The 19,864-nt window shown below is 67.1% G+C and carries 16 protein-coding genes and 1 pseudogene; 10 read left to right on the forward strand and 7 right to left on the reverse strand.

What is annotated here, in order from left to right:
* The first annotated feature begins 602 nt into the window (after positions 1-602).
* The 8 genes from ABCR83_RS04230 to ABCR83_RS04265 all read left to right on the forward strand — a co-directional run bounded on the left by ABCR83_RS04230 (position 603) and on the right by ABCR83_RS04265 (position 10,895).
* Entirely contained in the window at positions 603-1,643 is a 1,041-nt protein-coding gene (locus ABCR83_RS04230; protein WP_462693517.1) for a DUF917 domain-containing protein, read from the forward strand.
* Positions 1,643-3,166 carry a PucR family transcriptional regulator gene (locus ABCR83_RS04235; RefSeq protein WP_462693402.1) on the forward strand — a complete coding sequence of 508 codons (1,524 nt, stop codon included), beginning with the start codon at positions 1,643-1,645 and terminating at the stop codon, positions 3,164-3,166. The genes ABCR83_RS04230 and ABCR83_RS04235 overlap by 1 nt, the downstream gene beginning before the upstream one ends.
* Before the next feature lie 212 nt (positions 3,167-3,378).
* On the forward strand, positions 3,379-4,485 hold the full coding sequence (gene pdhA, locus ABCR83_RS04240; protein WP_462693403.1) for a pyruvate dehydrogenase (acetyl-transferring) E1 component subunit alpha: 1,107 nt from the start codon (positions 3,379-3,381) through the stop codon (positions 4,483-4,485).
* A gap of 1 nt (position 4,486) precedes the next feature.
* Positions 4,487-5,503: an alpha-ketoacid dehydrogenase subunit beta gene (locus tag ABCR83_RS04245; RefSeq protein WP_462693404.1), complete on the forward strand. Its 1,017-nt coding sequence runs from the start codon at positions 4,487-4,489 to the stop codon at positions 5,501-5,503.
* The gene (locus ABCR83_RS04250; RefSeq protein ID WP_462693405.1) at positions 5,500-6,876 is read left to right on the forward strand and encodes a dihydrolipoamide acetyltransferase family protein; all 1,377 of its coding nucleotides are present in this window, start codon (positions 5,500-5,502) and stop codon (positions 6,874-6,876) included. Before ABCR83_RS04245 ends, ABCR83_RS04250 begins: the two co-directional genes overlap by 4 nt.
* Positions 6,877-7,069: 193 nt before the next feature.
* On the forward strand, positions 7,070-8,296 hold the full coding sequence (locus tag ABCR83_RS04255; RefSeq protein WP_462693406.1) for a thiolase family protein: 1,227 nt from the start codon (positions 7,070-7,072) through the stop codon (positions 8,294-8,296).
* Between the two features lie 1,090 nt (positions 8,297-9,386).
* Positions 9,387-10,406, forward strand: coding sequence for a zinc-dependent alcohol dehydrogenase family protein (locus ABCR83_RS04260; protein WP_462693407.1), 1,020 nt, complete (start codon positions 9,387-9,389; stop codon positions 10,404-10,406).
* 6 nt (positions 10,407-10,412) lie between these two features.
* A complete protein-coding gene (locus tag ABCR83_RS04265; RefSeq protein ID WP_462693408.1) occupies positions 10,413-10,895 on the forward strand; it encodes an L-2-amino-thiazoline-4-carboxylic acid hydrolase in 483 nt (160 codons plus the stop codon).
* Positions 10,896-11,056: 161 nt separating this feature from the next.
* Here the strand turns inward: ABCR83_RS04265 and ABCR83_RS04270 are convergent.
* The 5 genes and pseudogenes from ABCR83_RS04270 to vanH form a co-directional block, all read right to left on the reverse strand.
* Positions 11,057-11,250 (reverse strand): annotated as a pseudogene (locus tag ABCR83_RS04270) (IS1380 family transposase); the annotation flags it as partial.
* 235 nt (positions 11,251-11,485) lie between these two features.
* Positions 11,486-12,157: a hypothetical protein gene (locus ABCR83_RS04275; RefSeq protein WP_462693409.1), complete on the reverse strand. Its 672-nt coding sequence runs from the start codon at positions 12,155-12,157 to the stop codon at positions 11,486-11,488.
* Positions 12,129-12,737, reverse strand: a complete 609-nt coding sequence (gene vanX, locus ABCR83_RS04280; RefSeq protein WP_462693410.1) for a D-Ala-D-Ala dipeptidase VanX — start codon at positions 12,735-12,737, stop codon at positions 12,129-12,131. The genes ABCR83_RS04275 and vanX overlap by 29 nt, the downstream gene beginning before the upstream one ends.
* On the reverse strand, positions 12,734-13,774 hold the full coding sequence (vanA, locus tag ABCR83_RS04285) for a D-alanine--(R)-lactate ligase (protein ID WP_462693411.1): 1,041 nt from the start codon (positions 13,772-13,774) through the stop codon (positions 12,734-12,736). The genes vanX and vanA overlap by 4 nt, the downstream gene beginning before the upstream one ends.
* Entirely contained in the window at positions 13,762-14,802 is a 1,041-nt protein-coding gene (vanH, locus tag ABCR83_RS04290) for a D-lactate dehydrogenase VanH (RefSeq protein WP_462693412.1), read from the reverse strand. Before vanH ends, vanA begins: the two co-directional genes overlap by 13 nt.
* Positions 14,803-15,199: 397 nt before the next feature.
* Here vanH and ABCR83_RS04295 point away from each other — a divergent pair, with 397 nt between their 5' ends.
* Positions 15,200-16,582 (forward strand): UDP-N-acetylmuramoyl-tripeptide--D-alanyl-D-alanine ligase, encoded by a 1,383-nt coding sequence (locus ABCR83_RS04295; RefSeq protein WP_462693413.1) that lies wholly within the window; start codon positions 15,200-15,202, stop codon positions 16,580-16,582.
* Between the two features lie 8 nt (positions 16,583-16,590).
* The gene (locus ABCR83_RS04300; RefSeq protein ID WP_462693414.1) at positions 16,591-17,709 is read left to right on the forward strand and encodes a lipid II:glycine glycyltransferase FemX; all 1,119 of its coding nucleotides are present in this window, start codon (positions 16,591-16,593) and stop codon (positions 17,707-17,709) included.
* Between the two features lie 128 nt (positions 17,710-17,837).
* On the opposite strand, the gene ABCR83_RS04305 is transcribed toward ABCR83_RS04300, so the two are convergent.
* The gene (locus ABCR83_RS04305) at positions 17,838-18,959 is read right to left on the reverse strand and encodes a sensor histidine kinase (RefSeq protein WP_462693518.1); all 1,122 of its coding nucleotides are present in this window, start codon (positions 18,957-18,959) and stop codon (positions 17,838-17,840) included.
* The gene (locus tag ABCR83_RS04310; RefSeq protein WP_462693415.1) at positions 18,952-19,647 is read right to left on the reverse strand and encodes a response regulator transcription factor; all 696 of its coding nucleotides are present in this window, start codon (positions 19,645-19,647) and stop codon (positions 18,952-18,954) included. The genes ABCR83_RS04305 and ABCR83_RS04310 overlap by 8 nt, the downstream gene beginning before the upstream one ends.
* Positions 19,648-19,864 lie beyond the last annotated feature (217 nt).

Raw genomic sequence — 19,864 nt, forward strand, 5'->3', positions numbered from 1 at the left:
GGCTTGCGGTGCCCTGGGCGGGCCGGGATAGCGTTGTCGTGTGATCTGGGACGCCGGGTGTGGTGCCAGCGTGCGGGGCCCCTGCTCCACCAGAGAGATGGTTCAGGGCCTCCCCGTCGCCTCTGACCATATCCACTGGCCAGGTCGTGAGGGACTCCGCCCTTCCGGACCGGACCACGGACAGGATCCGTGTCACCGCCCGGCTGCGAAAGCGGACGACCAGTACGCCCAACACCGTTCGGGGCGCGCCAGAGAGATGGACTCACTCCCGCTCACTGCCAAGGAACGGTCAGACACTCTCTGCGTGCTTGGTCGGCGATGCGGTGATGGACTGCGTGTTGACCATTCCGATCCCGCGCACCAGATTCAGCTTGCCCGCGAGGGAGGCGACAAGCCAGATCACCAAGCTGGCGGGGGTAGATCCGCTCGCCAGCGCCGGATGACGAAGTACTCCGCGATCATGATGCTGGCCACCGGAGGGAACGCCACGCCGAGCCCCGCGGAATACAGGTTCCAGGTGCCCAAGACGGACGGCCTGAGCTGGGGTGCCGTGCAGAGACGCGTGTCACACTGAAGTCGTGAGGACGATCTCTCCGGCCGACGTGGGAGCTCTGGAGCGCGGTTTCGCCCTGCTCGGTGCGGGCGGAGCCGGTGACACGCGGGCATGCGGGATGATTTTGCGGCGGGGGTTGCGGACTGCGGGGCTGCCCGCCGTGAGTCCTGCCGATCTCGCCTCGGACACCTGGGTTGTGCCCGTCGCGTGCGTAGGTGTGCCTGACGTCCTTCAGGAGAGGCTGCCCAGCGGCCTGGAGTTCGTCACGGCGGTCCAGGGCGTGGCCCGCTGGTCGGGCACGCAACCGCAGGCGGTCATGCCGGCCGAGGCGGCGGGCATCAACGGGGTCATGGCGTTGGTCGCGGCCACCGACCTGCAACTCCCCGTCGTCGACGCGGACTTGTGCGGACGTGCCCTGCCCCGACTCGACCTGACGTCCCTGTCCGTGCTGGGGCAAGATATCGGCCCGATCGCGCTCACCGATTCGACAGGCCGGCTGGTGATCCTGGACGTGGGCGACGCAGAGTCCGTCGAGCGACTGGTACGCGCCCTGATCCCGGCCTCGGGTGGGTGGGCAGTGGTGGCACTGAATCCGCTGCCGGCGGGACAGCTGGCCAAGGTTGCCATCCAGGGAACGGTTGAGCGGGCGCTGACTCTGGGCCGCGCTCACCTCGCGTCCGCGGGGGCCGGCGACGTCCGAACGCTTGCTGCTTCGCTCGGGGCGAGGCTGCTCGGCCAGGGGCGGGTGCTGGAGGTACAGCGGACGGGTGACGTAAGGTCCTTCGTCCGGGGCAGCGTTTCCCTGGCCGACGCGACCAGCGGTTCCATCGTCCGGGTCGAGATGGAGAACGAGTACCTCGTGGTTCTCCGGGACGGTGCCGCCGTGGCGACCACGCCGGACATCATCTGCCTGGTCGACGCCCGGACGCGCGAGCCGATCCCCTGCGAGCGGGTGCGCGGCTCATCGGAGGTCGCCGTGCTGCAGCTGGCCTCGGCGCCCTTCTGGACGCACAACGGGCTGCTCGAACACGTCGGTCCACGGGCATTCGGTTTCCCGTTCGCCCCAGTCCTCGAGCAGGGAGCCAGGTGATGGGTGCGGACACAGCCCAGCAGCTCCACGGGCTGCTCGCCCACCCGCGATGGCGCACATCGGTGACCGTGCTGGCCGGTCGCAATCTGAGTCTGCCGGTCACCGGCGTCGCCGCTGCCGGCGATGTGGAAAGTGCCCCCGAGGTCTTCCCCGGCGCCTTGCTGGCCCTGACCTCACTTCCGGAACCAGTCGACTGGCGCCTCGACGCACTCCTGCGGCGGCTTGCCGATCAGTCGGCCACCGGCGTGCTCCTGCCCGCGCAGACAGCATTGAGCCATGCCACCACGCGCCTCGCCGACCGCCTGGACGTAGTCGTGCTGGGAACCACGGACGAGGTGCTGGAACTGGTCGTCGACGCCCGCATGCTCTTCGCCGCGCCGGACCTTGAGGCAGCGGCGCTGGTCAGTCGCGTCGCCCGGGCGATGGTCCCGAAACTGCTCGATCCGGAGACGCTCGCCGAGCGGCTCCAGGCGTTGTCGGATCTCCCCGTCGCGGTGCTCGACGGTGACGGGGTCCGGGTGGCAGGCGACATCGGGGCCACCGTCCGGCCCCACCCGACCTGCGCCCAGCAGAACCATCCCCTCCCCGACGGTGAACTGCTGCTCGCGCCGGCGCCCGACGTGACAGGGCGACGAGCCGAGTACTGGATCGCCGCACGCGTCCCCGGTCAGGCCGCATGGCGGGCCGCGGCCGTCTCGAACGCACTCGCCATCGCCGCGCTCGCCCTGCAGCGCTGGTTTCTCGCCCACCGGCTCGTGGTGGAGAGGGACGCGCGCCACCGTGGTTCGCTGCTCGGCGAATTGCTGAGCCTGACCACCGAGCCGCCTGTCGACACCCGCCGTCGTGCTGCCGACCTGGGCTGGCGGCTCGACGGCTGGCACATAGGACTGCGCATCGAGGTGCCGCCGGATGTCGACGTGCTCGGCCGGACGGCGGAAGTGACCGCGGCTCTGCACGGGGAGGGTGTGGAGTGCGTCCTCGTCGAATACGGTGACGGCTGGTCGGGCTGGGTGACCCCGCCCACGGAACCCACCGCTGACCGCGTCAGGCAGTTGTCCAGCGCCATCCGCCGCGCCCACCTGCGGCTGCGTCGGCGCATGGATGTGCACATGGGCGTGGGCCGGCCCCAAGCGGGTGCGCCCGGCATCGCGCGGACACTGGCCGAGGCAGGCGATGCGTCGAGGCTGGCCGCCGGACGCCCGGAGAGCGGGCGGTTCCTTCACGTCGACAGTCTGGGTACGGCTCAACTGCTCCTGGGCTGGGGGCGCACCGAAACCTTCGTGCCGGCGGCTCGCGCGCTGCTGGCGCCCCTCCAGGACCAACCCGGTGACCTCGTCCGTACCCTCGGGACGTACCTGGACTGCGAATCCTCCCTCAACGAGACCGCTGCTGTTCTGGGGGTACACCGCAACACCGTGGCCACCCGGGTGGCCCGGGTCAAGGCTCTCCTGGCCGTCGATCTGCTGGACAGGGACGAGCGTCTTGCCCTGCATCTCGCATGCCGCGCCGTTCTGCTGGCCTGATCGGAACCCGACGCCTGCCGCGGCCACGCCTCGTCGAACGGGGCGGCAGAACGTCCGGAGAAACAAGCTCCCGGCGACAAATGAAATGACACTTTGCTGCGCCGGCCGAATTCATCCGGCAGGGTGTCGCCGATTTCAGCGGGCTATTGAACACATCTGAGTCGGCAGCGGAGGATCCTCGCGTCAAGTGTTCTGAGAAAGCGAGCGTCTGCATGACCGCGAAGACCCTCCGCCACACGGTGCAGAGCCTCCTGCCCTCACTCGCACCCATACGGTTCGTCAACGAGGCCGGGGCGGCTGCGAAGGCCCCGGCGGGATACGCCGAGCCTTCGGCCGAACTGCTGCGTGAGGCGTACCGCCGGATGGTGGTGGGGCGGCGGCTCGACACCCAGGCGACTGCGCTGACCAAGCAGGGGCGGCTGGCCGTCTATCCGTCCAGCCGCGGCCAGGAGGCATGCCAGATCGCGGGCGCTCTCGTGCTGCGGGAGCACGACTGGCTGTTCCCCACCTACCGCGACTCCGTGGCTCTCATGTCGCGCGGGGTGGATCCGGTCGAGGTGCTGACCCTCCTGAAGGGTGACTGGCACTGCGGCTACGACCCGATGGCGACCCGGGTGGCACCGCAGTGCACGCCGCTGGCCACACAGGTCCTGCACGCCACCGGCATGGCTCATGCCATGCGCCGCAAGGGTGAGGATGGCATCGCGATGGCCTTCATCGGTGATGGGGGGACAAGCGAAGGGGATTTCCATGAGGCACTGAACTTCGCCGCCGTGTTCACCGCTCCCGTGGTGTTCTTCGTCCAGAACAACAAATACGCGATCTCCGTGCCCCTCGCGAAGCAGAGCGCGGCACCCGCTCTGGCGTACAAGGGCGTGGGCTACGGCGTACGTTCGGAGCAGGTGGACGGCAACGACCTGGTGGCCGTGCTGTCCGTCCTGACCGCAGCTGCCGAACATGCCCGCAGCGGGAAGGGGCCCTTCCTGGTCGAGGCCCACACCTATCGCATCGACGCCCACACCAACGCCGACGACGCGTCCCGCTATCGGGAGGCCGGGGAAGTGGAGCAGTGGAGCACCGCCGACCCCCTGAAGCGGCTGGAGATCTATCTGAGCAGTCGGGGGATCCTCAGCGAGAAGGACATCGAGTCCACCCGGGCGGAGGCCGAGGACGTCGCCGCGGACCTGCGTACGCGTATGAACGCCGACTCCGCACCGGATCTCCTCGAGATCTTCGATCACGTCTATGCCGAGCCCACCACCCAACTTCTCGAACAGCGTGAGCAGTTGGTGCACGAGCTGAACGCCCAGGAGAACTGAGATGACCAACGTCACGATGGCGCAGGCCCTGAACACGGCCCTGCGTGACGCGCTGAGCGACGACGAGCGCGTGCTGGTCTTCGGCGAGGACGTCGGCCCGCTCGGCGGTGTCTTCCGCATTACGGACGGGCTGACCCGGGACTTCGGCGAACAGCGGTGCTTCGATACCCCGCTCGCCGAGTCGGGCATCATCGGTCTCGCCGTCGGCATGGCGATGGGTGGTTTCCGGCCCGTGGTGGAGATGCAGTTCGACGCCTTCGCCTACCCGGCGTTCGAGCAGATCACCTCGCACGTCGCCAAACTCCGCAACCGCACCAGGGGCCGGGTGGCCCTGCCCATGGTCATCCGCATCCCGTACGCCGGTGGCATCGGCGGAGTCGAGCACCACTGCGACTCCAGTGAGGCGTACTACGCTCATACGCCCGGCTTGAAGGTCGTCACGCCCGCAACCCCGGAGGACGCCTACTGGCTCCTGCGCGATGCCATCGCGGACCCTGATCCGGTGGTCTTCCTGGAGCCGAAGAAGCTCTACTGGTCCACGGGCGATGCAGACCTCGGACAGCGGGCGGCGGCTCCGTTCGGGCGCGCAGTGGTCCGGCGCCCTGGAAGGGACGCCACACTCGTGGCCTACGGCCCTACCGTCCCCGTCGCCCTCCAGGCCGCGGCCGCCGCTGCCGAGGACGGTATGGACCTGGAGGTCGTCGACCTGCGGACGATCGTCCCCTTCGACGACGGAACAGTCGTCGCGTCGGTCCGGCGGACCGGTCGCTGTGTGGTCATCCAGGAAGCCCAGGGCTTCGCGGGCGTCGGCGCCGAGATAGCCGCCCGGGTGCAGGAACGATGCTTCCATTCCCTGGCCGCGCCGGTCCTGCGCGTGGCGGGTTTCGACATCCCCTACCCGCCGCCGAGGCTCGAGCACGCCCACCTGCCCGGCGTGGACCGTGTTCTCGACGCCGTGGAGCGCTTGCAGTACGACGACCAGCCCGACACCCAGCACCTGGCGATGGAGGCGGCATGACGGCCGGCACACTGGAAGAGCAGCTCTTCCACCTGCCCGACCTCGGTGAGGGACTGATCGACGCCGAGATCATCGAATGGAAGGTCGCGGTCGGAGACACCGTCGAGATCGACCAGATCGTGGTGGAGGTCGAGACCGCCAAAGCCGCCGTGGAAGTGCCCGTTCCCTACGCCGGCACCGTGGTGAGACTCCATGCCGAGACCGGCACGGCCCTCACGGTCGGCGCGCCACTCATCTCGGTCGGTGCCGCCCGGCCCGACACCGCCCCGCGTGAGGACACCTCAGCGGAACGCTACCGGGAGGAAGAGCAAGCAGGATCCGGCAACGTCCTGATCGGATACGGGACCGGTCACATGCCGACGAGGCGTCGACAGCGCAGACATCGCGCGGCCGGCACCCCTCAGGGCTCCGTGGGCCAGGGCTCCGTGGGCGCGAGCGACGCCGCGGCGGATCGGACCGCGAGCGGGCAAGCCGCGACCGGCACCGCCAAGGCCCTCTTGGCGATCTCCCCGCTGGTTCGCAGGCTGGCCCGGGAACACGACATCGACCTGGGCCGGATCGTCCCGAGCGGCCCCAGCCGCATCATCCTGCGGCGCGATGTCGAACAGGCCATTGCCGAAGCCGCCCAGTCGCCCGCACCCGCCGCCCCGGCCGCGCCACAGAGGCGAGGCGTCGAAGAGCGCATCCCGTTGCGAGGACTGCGCAAGGCGGTGGCCGAGAAGCTGTCCCGCAGCCGGAGCGAGATTCCCGAGGCCACCACGTGGGTCGACGTCGACGCCACCGAGTTGCTGCACGCCAAGGACGTGCTCCAGGCGGCTCGACCGGCTCGACCGGATCGACGCATCGGACTACTGCCGCTACTGGCCCGTATCTGCGTCGCCGGCCTCCAGCGGTTCCCCGAGCTGAATTCCACCGTGGATCTTCAGCACGGCGAGATCGTACGCTTCTCCGACGTCCACCTGGGTTTCGCCGCTCAGACGGAACGCGGGCTCGTCGTCCCGGTCGTCCGCAACGCGCACCGCATGACGACGGCGGAACTCGCCGCGGAACTCGCCCGCCTGACCGGGCTCGCTCGCTCAGGCAGCCTGCCTCCTGACACCTTGACCGGGGGCACCTTCACCCTCAACAACTACGGTGTGTTCGGGGTCGACGGATCCACACCGATCATCAACCACCCCGAGGCCGCGATCCTCGGGGTCGGTCGCATCATCGACAGGCCCTGGGTGGTCGACGGCACGCTCGCCGTCCGCAAGATCATGCAGCTCTCCTTCGCCTTCGACCACCGTGTCTGTGACGGAGGCGTCGCCGGAGGATTCCTGCGCTACGTCGCCGACTGTGTGGAGCGTCCCGCGACACTGCTGGCCGACCTGTGACCCATTTTCATGCCCATGGTGAACCGAACGTTCGGTTGGACACCCGGGAAGTGACGCATATGACTGAACAGACCCACGCCAAGCCGGATTACTTCGCGGACCACCTCGGTCTCCTGGAGCAGGCCGAATCCGCTGTCCGCCCGTTTCTCGGTCCTGCAGTCGCGCCGGCACATCAAGGGGGAGGGGACCGGCAATGTCTGACGAGGTCTACCTGATCGACGGAGCCCGCACCCCACAGGGCCGCTACGGCGGCGCACTGGCGTCCGTACGCCCGGACGACCTTGCCGCACTGGTGGTGAGCGAAGCCGTGACGCGGGCCGGGGTTCCTGGGGAAGCCGTGGACGAAGTGATCCTCGGTGCAGCCAACCAGGCAGGTGAGGACAACCGGGACGTGGCCCGGATGGCCGTCCTGCTGGCCGGGTTGCCGCACACTGTGCCCGGCTACACCGTGAACCGGCTGTGCGCCTCCGGGCTGACCGCTGTCGCCTCCGCGGCCCACGCCGTCCGAGCGGGGGAGGCGGACCTGGTGGTGGCCGGCGGGGTCGAGTCGATGACCCGCGCCCCGTGGGTCATGGCCAAGCCCGGCACCCCCTGGGCCAAGCCTGGCCAAGTACATGACACGGCGCTCGGCTGGCGCTTCACCAATCCGCGATTCAGCGCCGCAGACGCGTCCGTTGCCCCTGGTGCCGGGCCGGAGGCGGTGAAGGTGACTCTGTCGATGGGCGAGACCGCCGAAGAGGTCGCTGCTCTCGACGGCATCACCCGGGCCGAGGCCGACGCGTTCGCCCTGCGCAGCCACCAAAGGGCCGTCGCCGCCCAGGAGGCCGGCCACTTCGAGCGCGAGATCGTCGCCGTCCCGATGAGGACCGGCGAGATGACGCGCGACGAGAGTCCTCGCCCGTCCACCTCCTTGGAGAAGCTGGCGTCACTGCGCCCGGTCTTTCGTGAGAACGGCATCGTCACCGCGGGCAACTCCTCCTCGCTGTCGGACGGGGCAGCCGCACTGGTCGTCGCGAGCGCGGCAGCCGTCGAACGGTACGGGCTGACGCCCCGGGCCCGTGTCGTCACCTCGTCCTCGGCGGGAGTGCAGCCCAACGTCATGGGACTCGGTCCGGTACCCGCCACACAGAAGGCGCTCGCCCGTGCCGGGTGGCAGAGTGGTGGCCTCGACGCGGTGGAGCTCAACGAGGCCTTCGCCGCGCAGGCTCTGGCGGTCATCCGCCGCCTCAAGCTCGACGAGGACCGGGTCAACGCCGACGGCGGCGCGATCGCGCTCGGCCATCCGCTGGGGTGTTCCGGCGCACGCATCCTGCTCACGCTGCTGGGACGCCTGGAGCGCGCGGACGCCCGCCGGGGACTGGCCACCTTGTGTGTCGGCGTGGGCCAGGGCGTCGCGATGCTCGTGGAACGGATGGCATGAGCGGGCCCTACGAAACCCTCGTGGTCGAGGAACGTGACGACCGGGTTGTCGTCACGCTGCACCGGCCTGGTGCCCGTTGAGCTTGTTCCGCTTTGACGGACACCGTCGGTGTGGTGGTCGGGCCGCGAGGATGGCCTCGTAGTCGAAAGCCGTGGCCCGCTTGAGGATCTCCACGTCCTCCCGAAGCCTGCGGTTCTCCCGCCGCGGTTGGGCCAGTTCCTCGCGTTCGCTGCTGGTCAGGCAGTCCCGCTCGCCGACGTCGGCCTCGGCCGGGCTGTCCGGCCTGACGGCCGGGCAGCCCCCGGTTATGCACCGGACGATGTGAGGGGCAGGTCACGATGGCGGCCGTGGTGTCGATGGCGAAGTCGACGAGGCGAAGCCGCCGGGGACGGCGGCCGAGCGGGGGCAGCAGTCGCTGTGGCTGAGACGCGTTGGGCAGATCGCCCGATGCTCCGTCCCTCGATAGGCGATCTGCACATAGCCGCTGTCAGGGTTTCGGTACATGCTCGGGCGCACCTAACCTCACCTCGCGTAGAGACTGGCAGTTGGGAGTCATGGCGCCCGAGAGACGTAAGTTCGACGTGGAGTTCCGTGCGGTAGCTGTGCGGATCGTGACCGAGACTGGTAGGTCGATCACGCAGGTCGCCAAGGGACTCGCCCCGGAAAGCGGGAGACCGCCCCTGACCTGGTACGGCGCATATTCGATGCCATCGCACCCGACGTGCTGTGGTGAGACGACATGACGGAGATCGCCACCGGCGAGGGCACGCTGTTTCCCGCCCTCACGACGCCCTCCCCGCCAGGCTCTGGGCTATGCGATGGGTGAGCGGCACGATGCCGCGCTGGCCGGCGCCGCCCTGCAGATGGCGATCACGGTCAGGTCGACGGGCAGCGGTAGCCACCCACGCAGAGGCGAGGCTCAGGACGCCACATGGGTCGCGGACTCCTACAACACGAAGCGTCGCCACAGCGCGGCCAGCGGGAAACCGCCCGTCGCGTTCGAACGGATCATCCAGGAAGCGCGAGCCGGGATCCGCATAACCAACGTCCCTACGCAACCGGGGATTGAGACACAAGTAAGGAGGCGACCATGCCGAATGTTCTGTTGGTCGACAAGGTCGGAGGGAGTCCGCGGTTCGTGCTGCGGGATGTCGAGTCTCGGCTTCCCGGACCCGGTGAGGTCCGCTACCGGGTGCACGGAATCGGGCTCAACCAGGCGGATCTGCTGTATCTGGCGGGTGTGCACTACACCCCTACGAAGTTGCCGTCTCGCATCGGCTACGAGGCCTGCGGTGTGGTGGACGCCATCGGCAGCGGCGTGACCCGATTCGCGGTCGGCGACCGGGTCACCGCACTCCCGTTGGGCGACCCGAACTACGGGGTCGCCGGAGAGTTCGCGATTACCCCGGAGCATTACCTGATCGGCTGGCCGGACGGGCTGGACGAGTGCGAGGCCGCTGCAACGATGATGGCCTGTCTCACCGCCTACTACCCGCTACACGAAGTAGCCAGGATCGGCCCAGAGGACGCCGTCTTCATCAGCGCCGCTTCCAGCAGCGCCGGGCTGGGCGCGATCCAGATGGCGAAACTGTCAGGCACGACGGTCATCGCGGGCACTCGTACCGGGGTGAAGGTTCCGCTGTTGCGTGAGACGGGTGCCGACCACGTCGTCATTACCGATGACGGCGATGTGGCAGGACAGATTCGGGCGGCCACCGGTGGCCGCGGGGTGAACGTCGTGCTGGACGCCGTCGCCGGACCTTTCCTCGGAGAATACGCCGACGCCGTCGCCCAAGGTGGGCGGATCTTCATCTACGGTGCGATGAACGGCGAGCCCAGCTTCGCTGGGCCAATTGTGCCGCTGGTTCGCAATGCGGTGCGCATCGAGCTCTACTCGCTGATCGACTATCTCGCCGAGCCGCGAATGCGCGAACGTGGGCGTTGGTTCGTCGAGTTGGCCATCCAGTCCGGGCGGTTGCGCCCATGCGTGGATTCGGTCTTCGAGCTCACCGACTTCGAGCGGGCCTACGCACGGATGAGCTCGGGCATGCAGCAGGGAAAGATCGTGCTCCGGACGGCGAATGCCGACGGCTTGCGACAGGAACGGTGAGGCCAAATGTCCAATGATCTCTCACACATCTCGTTCGGTGACCAGCTCAGGGTGCAAGCGCTGGTACTCGCTCCGCTACTCCAGGTCATGCGTGAGGAGCTTGGCCGAAAGCCCGCGGACGAGCTCATGCGCAAGGGACTGGAGCCCTACGCCCAGCAGGCAGGCACCGCGATCCGCTCGCTCTCCGATGGCCCGCCTCTGGTGAGTCTGCGTCGGCTCGTCAATCAGCTTTCCGAATCGGGCGAGGAGACCGTCGAGATACACGAAGCCAACGAGGACGTGCTGAACTATGACGTCACGGAGTGTTCGCTCGCGAAGTTCTATGGCGAACTCGGGCTTGCCGATATCGGGTTCCATCTGGCCTGTTCACTCGACTACCAGATGTTGCCACACATCGGCGAGGACATCGTGTTCGAGCGCACCCAGACGCTGATGCAGGGCGCGAGCCGTTGCGATTTCCGGATCCACAGAGCACGCAAGGACGACTGACCTCGATCTTGCATGAGGGCCCGTCAACTTGTCGACGGACCCTCATGCTCGTTCAGAGCGCACCCGAGTCACGGCTCCGGGGTGTGCTGCTCGTTGGGACAGGACGCTGCTGGTCAGCCGGGGGGCGGGAGAGCAACGAGCGGGCCGGTTTCGCGGCCCTCGATGTGGTCGGCGGCAGTGTTGGAGCCGGTGTTCCCGGGCCGCAGCAGGCCCACGACCGGTTCCCCGGCCCCGCCGCGGCCATGGTCGACGAAGCCGTCAGCGGGTGGTGGCGACAGCTCTTCTTCCAGGTCGCGGCAGCGTCCTGGATGCCGGAGTGCGCGATGACGATCACCCCGTCCAGGTCCACGGTCACCTAACCGTCGGCGTCCGGCGCTGCGTGGTGCGCGCGCACCAGTCCGGCCTCCTTGAGACGGGCCGAGCAGGCGAAAGACCCGGATGCCCGTCCCGCGGGTACCAGCCGACGAAGTCCTCGTCGCACCACAGCCCACCCAGCCGGTCACCCACTCATATCGCCGTCGTGCCACCCGGGTTGCTCGCTCGTGCAACCTGCGCGGTGACAACGATGCGCGGTGCCGGTTCGCCTGGTCTCATGATGTCGCGCTGACCAGGATTCCGCGTCTTGCATGGAACCGCTCGAATACGCGCATGGGCAGCGATGCGGAGTCTGCATTGTGGGAGTAGCCCGACGGATTATGGAAACGCACCATCCCGCCATGGGCCGCATGAATCAGCACAAGATGCCCTCCCCGTCGCGGTTCACAGGTTCTTGGGTCGCGAATCTCGGGAGACACTGAAGCGATCAGGACTCGCCCGGGGCGCACCGCTCGGGCGGATGCTTGAATCGGCGCGTTCTCGACCAGTTGGCATTTGAATCCGAATTGTGAGCTGGCCCAGGCCATGAATGGCCTGTAGATCAGTCCCTGGACCTTGCCCCGGGGTTCCACCACGTAGCAGCCCCAGTCGAGGGCCAGCGCGAGGAGTTCACGCATCGGCAGTCGGATGTCCGTCCAGCCATGGAGCAGAGACTGCAGGCATGCCAAGCCGCAGACTTTGCGGGACCAGAACAGGTACTCCTCGCACGAGTGGTATCCATCGGAGGCCCAGTCGTGCAGTTGCGATGAATCGGTGCACCTCAGGAAGACGTCGAGACCTGATGGGGCGGCACGCTGCATGACGACCTCGTCGTTCCGGTCCAGGCTTCCCCACTGTGAGATGTAAGGGAGGGTTCCATCATGTGACGGGAAAATCGAAATAGACATCTGGATAAGGCTCGCTTTTCAGCGTGTAGTGCCACCACTCGCAGGCGTAGCGAGCAAATCCGCAGTTCTCCATGATGGAGCAAAGGTGCTCGCGATTTCCTGCTTCGATGGGCTTTATTCCTCTTGCTCCATGATGTGAGATCGGGTCCATGAGGTCGTGGCCGCCGCCCATGCGGGCATTTTCTCCGGTGGCAAGGCTGTAGAGCGTCAAGTCGACGGTACTGCCGCGACTGTGGCCCGACTTGACAGCTACGTATCCCTTGTCGAAAAGCTCGGATCTGTCGATATTTGGGTAGTGGCGCTGCTTTGTCCGACCATCCTCCGGCTGTTCTGACCAGCGCAGGAAGCAGTCGACGGCGCGTTGCGGACGGTATCCGTCCCAAACAAGCAAGCCGAAGCCGAGGGACGCGGCTTCTTCTTGCGCTCGCCCCAGGGCTGTGCACAAAGCTCTGGTGCCGACTATCCGATTTGCCAGGTATCCGGCTACCGGCTTTCCGGTGAAGTTGTCCCGGGTGGCGTATTTGGCATCCCAACGGATGCCGGGCACCAGCTCGTCCAGATACACGAAGTCGTCGTTCACCGATTTTTCCGGTGCAGTGTCATTGACACGAGCCGGTCGATCACTTCGGAAAGCGGCAGTCCTGCGGCGGCCATCATCCGGGGATAGCGGCTGTAGGAGGTCATGCCGGGCAAGGTGTTGACTTCGTTGAGTACCACCTGACCGTCCTCCTTGAGGAACATGTCCACGCGGGCAAGCCCCTGGCAGCCCAGTGTGCGGTAGATGGTCTTGGCGCTCTCTTGGACGAGCCGACGCGATTCTTCGGAGATGTCGGCGGGAACGATGAACGTCGAGTTCTCCGAACCAGTCTCGGGCGAGTCCTCCTGGTGGATCCTGAAAAATCCGTGTGCGAGGGCTACGCGGTCCACCTCGCCCGCGATCGGGGCGAATGGTTCCCCCAGGATCGCGCAGCCGACCTCGCTCCCGGCCACGGCCTCTTCGATCAGGACCTTCACGTCGTACTGTCGTGCGGCGTCCAGTGCACTCGGCAAATCCTCTTCTCCGGCAACTTTGCTGACGCCGAAAGATGAGCCCGAACGGGCCGGCTTCACGAAGACAGGATAAGGAAGCCGGCCGGCGTCGACCTTCTCGTTCCCCGCGACCACCCAGAAATTTGGCGTGGCGATTCCCGCGCTCTTGGCGACGGTGTAGGTCAGGGATTTGTCCATGCATATGGCAGAGCTCTGGACATCGCAGCCGACATAGGGGACGCCAGAGAGCTCCAACAGGCCCTGGACCGCACCGTCTTCGCCGAGTGTGCCGTGCAGAACGGGCAATACGAGGTCCAGACGGATCACTTCGAATCGTCCCTGTTCCAGGACGAGCAGTCCGTGGACGCTTCGGTCGGGTGACAGCACGACCGGACGAGCGCCGCCGTTCTCCCAGTCTGCGCCAGGGGAGCCACAGAGCTTCCAGGCACCGGACTGCGTAATGCCGATCCAATACGGTTCGTATTTACCGGTGTCGAGGTTCTTTGCGACCTCTTGGGCGGACTTGACGGAGACGGGGTGTTCTTCGGAAGAGCCCCCGAAGATGATGCCGATCTTCAACCTGTGCACGTGTTCCCGCTTTCAAAGTCGAGGCAGTTGAGGATGCTGTTCCTGATGGTGTCACTCAGCGCGTGGTCGGTGTAATAGGCCGTGTGCGGGCTGATGAGCACATTCGGCAACTCTTGTAGTCGCAACAGCGAGCGGTTCTCGATGAGTTTGTTTCGGCAGTCGGTGTAGAAGATTCCTTCCTCGCCGTCGAGGACGTCCAACGCCGCGCCGCCCAATCTGCCGCTCTCCAATGCCGGAAGAAGGGCTTCGGTGTCAATGAGTGGCCCGCGTCCGGTGTTGACGATGAACGCGCCATGTTTCATCTGCTCGATGCGTCGGCGATCGACAAGATGGCGGGTTTCTGCGGTGAGCGGGGTGTGGAGCGTGACAATGTCGCTGTGCCGAAGCAGCTCGTCGATCGGTGCGCAATCGGCGGAGGTCTTGGGGCGATTGTCGTAGGTCAGCACGCGGCAGCCGAAGCCTCGCAGCCGGTCGATGACTGCTGTGCCGATACGCCCCGTGCCGACCACTCCGACAGTCAGGTCGCGCAGCTCTTTGCCGCGTATCTCACTCAGTCGGTAGTCATGGGCATCGGCGCGACGGATGGTGGCCTTCGCGTGGCGCACAGCCATCAGCATCAGCATCAGCGTGTAGTCGGCAACGCTGTCGGGAGAATAGGCCACGTTTCCGACGGAGATACCGACGCTCTCCGCGCAGCTCACGTCGATGTGGTTGCATCCGACGCTTCGTGTGGAGAGATACTCCACACCGGCGCGGCTCAGTGCGACGAGCGTGGCACGGGTGACTTGCGTCTTGTGGCCGACGCTGATGCATCGATTCCCGACTGCCAGGTCGATATTGGCTTCAGATACCGCTTCCTTCGTGATGGTTGGCACCACGCCAAAGCGAGGCGCCATTTCTCGGAGTAGAAGGGCCTCATCCCGCTCGCATCCATAGACCGTGATTCCCGTTGTCGAGACGGCCCCTGAGGGCGACGCCGACGCTCGGGTACAGCACACCGCCGCTCGTGTTGGTCCACTGGAACTCATGCCGTCCAGTCAAGAGAGCGTGGTGTTGTCGGCGCGTATGCATTTTTTGATACGCCGACAATATGTTGCCGACCGCCACAAGCGCAGGACGATGCTCGTCTTGATCTTCAAGAACGAGTCCCCACCCGCAGAGGATGCCGGCGGGGTGAATGCGCAACACATTGCCGTGTCGCCCTCAGAGCTCCATCCATGCTCTCGCGGGGTGTTGGCCGGCAACATATCGTCGGCGTATCAAAAAATGCATATGCGCCGGCAACGCCACGCTCTCTTGACTGGACGGCATGAGTTCCAGCGAGTCATCCTCTGCCATCCCCTACCTCGCCGGCCCGCCCCCGCTCGCCGTCATGGCGAGCGGCCGGTTGTTGAAGCGCTTCGCCGATCCTTGTGCGGTCTGGTCGTGATCCCGCTCAGCCTCGGCGAGATCGCCGCAGTTGTCGGCGGGACGGTCGAGGGCGACGGCGCCGTGACAGTGACCGCGCCAGCCGTGCTCGACAGCCGGCAGGCCGAGCCGGGCGGCCTCTTCGTCGCCTTCGCCGGCGAACACGCCGACGGCCACGACTACGCCGTTCAGGCCGGCCGGGCCGGCGCGGTGGCCGTGCTCGGCTCCCGGCCCACGGCGCTGCCGACCGTCGTCGTCGAGGACGCCAAGGCCGCGTTGCAGGCGCTCGCCGCCCACGTCGTGGCACGGCTGCGCGACGGGCTGACCGTCGTCGGGGTGACCGGATCCCGCGGCAAGACCAGCACCAAGGACCTGCTGGCGGCCGTGCTGTCGAGCGCCGCGCCGACGGTCGCCACGATCGGCTCGCTCAACAACGAGCTCGGCGTGCCGCTCACCATGCTGCGTTCCAACGCGGCCACCCGGTTCCTCGTCCTTGAGATGGGAGTCCGCCGCATCGGCGACATCGCCAAACTCACCGGCCTGGTCGCGCCCGACGTCGGTGTCGTCCTCAACGTCGGCCAGGCCCACCTCAGTTATCTCGGGTCGCGCGAGGCGATCGCCCGGGCCAAGGGTGAGCTGGTGCAGGGTCTGGCGCCCGGCGGCACCGCGGTCCTGGGCGCCGATGATCCCCGGGTGGCCGCAATGCGCTCGCTCACCGACCGCCCGGTGCTGACCTTCGGCCGGGCGGAACACGCCGACGTTCGCGTACTCGACGTGGTGCTGGACCGGCTCGCCCGGCCGTCCTTCACACTGCGGACCGCCACCGCCTGGGCTCCGGTCGCGCTACCGCTCGTGGGCACGCACCAGGCGCTCAACGCGGCGGCTGCCGCGGCGGTGGGGCTGGCGGCCGGCGTCTCCCTCGATGTGGCCGCGGCGGCGCTGCCCACGGTCTCGCTGTCGAAGTGGCGCTTGGAGCTACGTGACCTCGTCGGCGGTGCAACGCTGCTCGACGACTCCTTCAACGCGGACCCCGACTCGACCCGTGCCGCCCTGGACGCGCTGGCGGCAATCGAGGGCAAGCGCCGTATCGCCGTCCTCGGCGAGATGCTCGAACTCGGCGACGACAGCGAGGCCGAGCACCGCGCCATCGGGGAGTACGCCGCCTTCCGGGCCGACGTGGTGGTCGCGGTCGGCGCCCGGCCGCTCGCCGACGGCGCCGGAGAGCGGGCGGTGGCGCTGGCCGACAACGCCGCGGCCGTCGAGTGGCTGCGCGGTCGGCTCACTGCCGGCGATGTGGTGCTCGTCAAGGCCTCCCGCGGGGCGCGCCTCGACGAGGTCGCCGCCGCGCTCGCGTCCGGACCCCACGATGTGCTGGTAGATCGACCAATGGACGACAGGTAGGAGCGGCTGTGGCTTTTCGGGTACGGACCATCACGGCGAGCGATCACGCCGCGTTCAACGCGACCCACCCTGCGGTGAGTTTCCTGCAGACCCCAGCCTGGGCGTCGGTGAAGAGTGAGTGGGGGTCGGAGTCGCTGGGCTGGTTCGACGACCGCGATCAACTGGTCGGCGCGGGCTTGGTGCTGTTTCGGCGGCTGCCCGGGTTCAAGACGTCGCTGGCGTACCTGCCCGAAGGGCCGGTGATCGACTGGGCCTCGGATGATCTGGCCGGCTGGCTCGGCCCGTTGGTGGACCACCTGAAGCGCTCGGGCGCCTTCGCCATACGCATCGGGACGACGGCGGTGACCCGTACCTGGAGTGCTGCGACGATCAAGGCCGCGATCGCCGACCCGGAGATCACCAGGCTCAGCGATGTGCCGCCGGACACTGTCAACGACGCCGCCGCCCGGGCCCGCATCCAGCTGCGACATCTGGGCTGGCGCCCGCCGAAAGAAGAAGAGGGATTCTCCGCCGGGCAGCCGCGCTGGGTTTTCCAGGTCCCGTTGGCCGGCAAGAACGAAGATCAACTTCTTCGGGGGATGAACCAGCTCTGGCGGCGCAACATCAAGAAGGCCGGCAAAGCGGGCGTCATCGTGACCCAGGGCAGTGTCGAGGACCTACCCGGCTTCTATCGGGTCTACCTCGAGACCGCGAAACGTGATCACTTCATCCCGCGGCCGTTCAGCTACTTCCCGGCCATGTTCGAGGCGCTGCTGGCCGAGGACAAGGATCGGATCCGGCTCTACCTCGCCCACCACGAAGGTGACCTCGTTGCCGCCACCATCTGGGTCCGGGTCGGAGAGCACGCCTGGTACAGCTACGGCGCCTCCGCCACGGCCAAACGGGAGGTACGCGGGTCGAACGCCGTGCAGTGGAAGATGATCACTGACGCTCTGGCTGCCGGATGTACGGTCTACAACCTGCGCGGCATCACCGACACCGTGGACGAGAACGCCCCGCACCTGGGCCTGATCCAGTTCAAAGTCGGCACCGGCGGCGAAGCCGTGGAGTATCTCGGCGAATGGGATCTGCCGCTGAATCGCCTGCTTTATAAGGCATTCGACGTCTACATGTCCCGTCGAGGCTGAGGCAGCCTGTCGATGACAGCATTGGGCCACTCGTTTGAGCCGCACCTGGCGCAGCTGGGCCGCCGAGACCCCGAGATCGCTCCGGCCGTGGGCAGGCAGTGGTTTCCCCTGTGGGATCCGGACGTTCGTCAGGCCTGATCGCCATCGGTTTGTGTGTGCGCTGACGCGGCGGGTAGTTGCACCGTGACGCGGAGCCCGCCGGCGGGGCGGGGGGTGAGGGTGAGGGTTCCGTCGTGTGCTTGGGTGATGCTTTTGACGATTGCCAGGCCGAGGCCGACGCCTGCGTGGCCGGCGTGTAGGCGTTCGGTGCCGCGCTGGAATGGCTCGGTGAGTGTCGAGACCAGTTGTGAGGTGAGCTTTTCGCCGGTGTTCTCGACAGTGAGCACAACAGTGTTGGGGCGGACGCCGGCATTCACCCATACGATGCCCTGTTCAGGCAGGTTGTGGCCGATCGCGTTGTGCAGAAGGTTCGTGGTCATCTGCAGCAGGAGCGCCTCTGAGCCGATGGTGGTGCTCTTGTCGCCGGAGGTTTCGATGGTGACGCCATTCTTTTCTGCCAAGGGGAGGAGCGTTTCAGTGGCTTCCTCCGCCAGGAGGGACAGGTCGACGTGTTCCCTGGTGAATGACCGATGGTTGGCGCGGCTGAGCAGGAGCAATGCTTCAGTGAGGTCGATTGCTCGGGTGTTGACCACGCGGAGGCGCTCGACAAGCTCGCAGGTGTCGCGGTTCGGATCGTCGCGGGCCACGTCGAGAAGCGCCTGCGTGACCGCCAGCGGGGTGCGCAGTTCGTGAGAGGCATTGGCCGCGAATCGCTGCTGTTCGGCGACGTGGGCCTCGAGCTGCGCGAGCATGATGTCGAAGGAGTCGGCGAGTTCGCGGAACTCATCTCGGCGGCCCGGTAGGCGGATCCGGTGGGAGAGCGATCCGTTCGCCACCCTGCGTGTGGCGTCGGTGATGCGAATCAGCGAGGTGAGCATCCGGCCGGCCAGAATCCACCCGCCCACGAGACCGAACACCAGCAGGAACGCCAGCACTAGGATTCCCGCCGGGACGAAGACGACTGGGCCAAAATTGCTTGGGTCGAAGACGCGTAGGAAGTCGGACAGATCGGGGACGTTGAGGCTGCTCGACCTTCCTCGCAGAAGGAACACCCACACGGCGGCGAGCAGCAAGGCGCCCGCGATCACGAGGAACCCGGCGTAGCTGAGGGTGAGCTTGAGGCGGACGCTCAACCCTCGACGCCTATCCACGCTCCGCTCCCCGGTCATCGGGGTCCGGTCCTGTGTCGATGCGATATCCGACCCCGGCCACGGTGGCGATCAGCCAGGGCTCGCCGAGGCGTTTGCGCAGGGCCGAGACCGTGATGCGCACGGCGTTGGTGAACGGGTCTGCGTTCTCATCCCACGCTCGCTCCAGCAACTCTTCTGCGCTGACGACACCGCCTTCGGCAGCGGCGAGGACTTCGAGCACAGCGAACTGCTTCCTGGTGAGCGGGATATAGCGGCCCTCGCGGTAGACCTCGCGGCGGAACGGATCCACACGCAGGCCTGCGATCTCTCGCACAGGTGGCCTGTTGTGGGCGCGCCTGCGGTCGAGTGCTCTGAGCCTGAGCACGAGTTCTCGGAGTTCGAAGGGCTTGGTGAGGTAGTCGTCGGCGCCGAGCTCGAACCCGGTGGCCTTGTCGTCGAGCCGGTCGGCAGCGGTCAGCATGAGGATCGGCATGCCGCCGCCGGAGGCGACGATGTGTTTGGCGATCTCGTCACCGGTAGGTCCGGGGATGTCCCGGTCGAGGACGGCGATGTCGTAAGCGTTGATGCTCAGCAGCTCCAGAGCGGTATCACCGTCACCGGCGATGTCGGCCGCAATCGCTTCCAGGCGCAGCCCATCACGGATGGCCTCTGCCATGTAGGGCTCGTCTTCGACGACTATCACACGCATAGTCTGATGCTACGGGCCGGTGCCATATCGTCGGCATATCGAAAATGGGATCCCGGCTGTTCGCCGTACTTGCGGCGGTGCTCGCCGTCTTCGGCTGCGGGCAGCTGAGCGCGGGGGCGGGCCGGTCGAGGTGCTCGCCGAAGCACTCGACCTGCCTGCGGCGGTGTCGCCGACGAAGCCACAGCCAACCGGATCGGGTTGCTCGTTCAGGCCTGCG

Source organism: Streptomyces xingningensis (assembly GCF_054957865.1).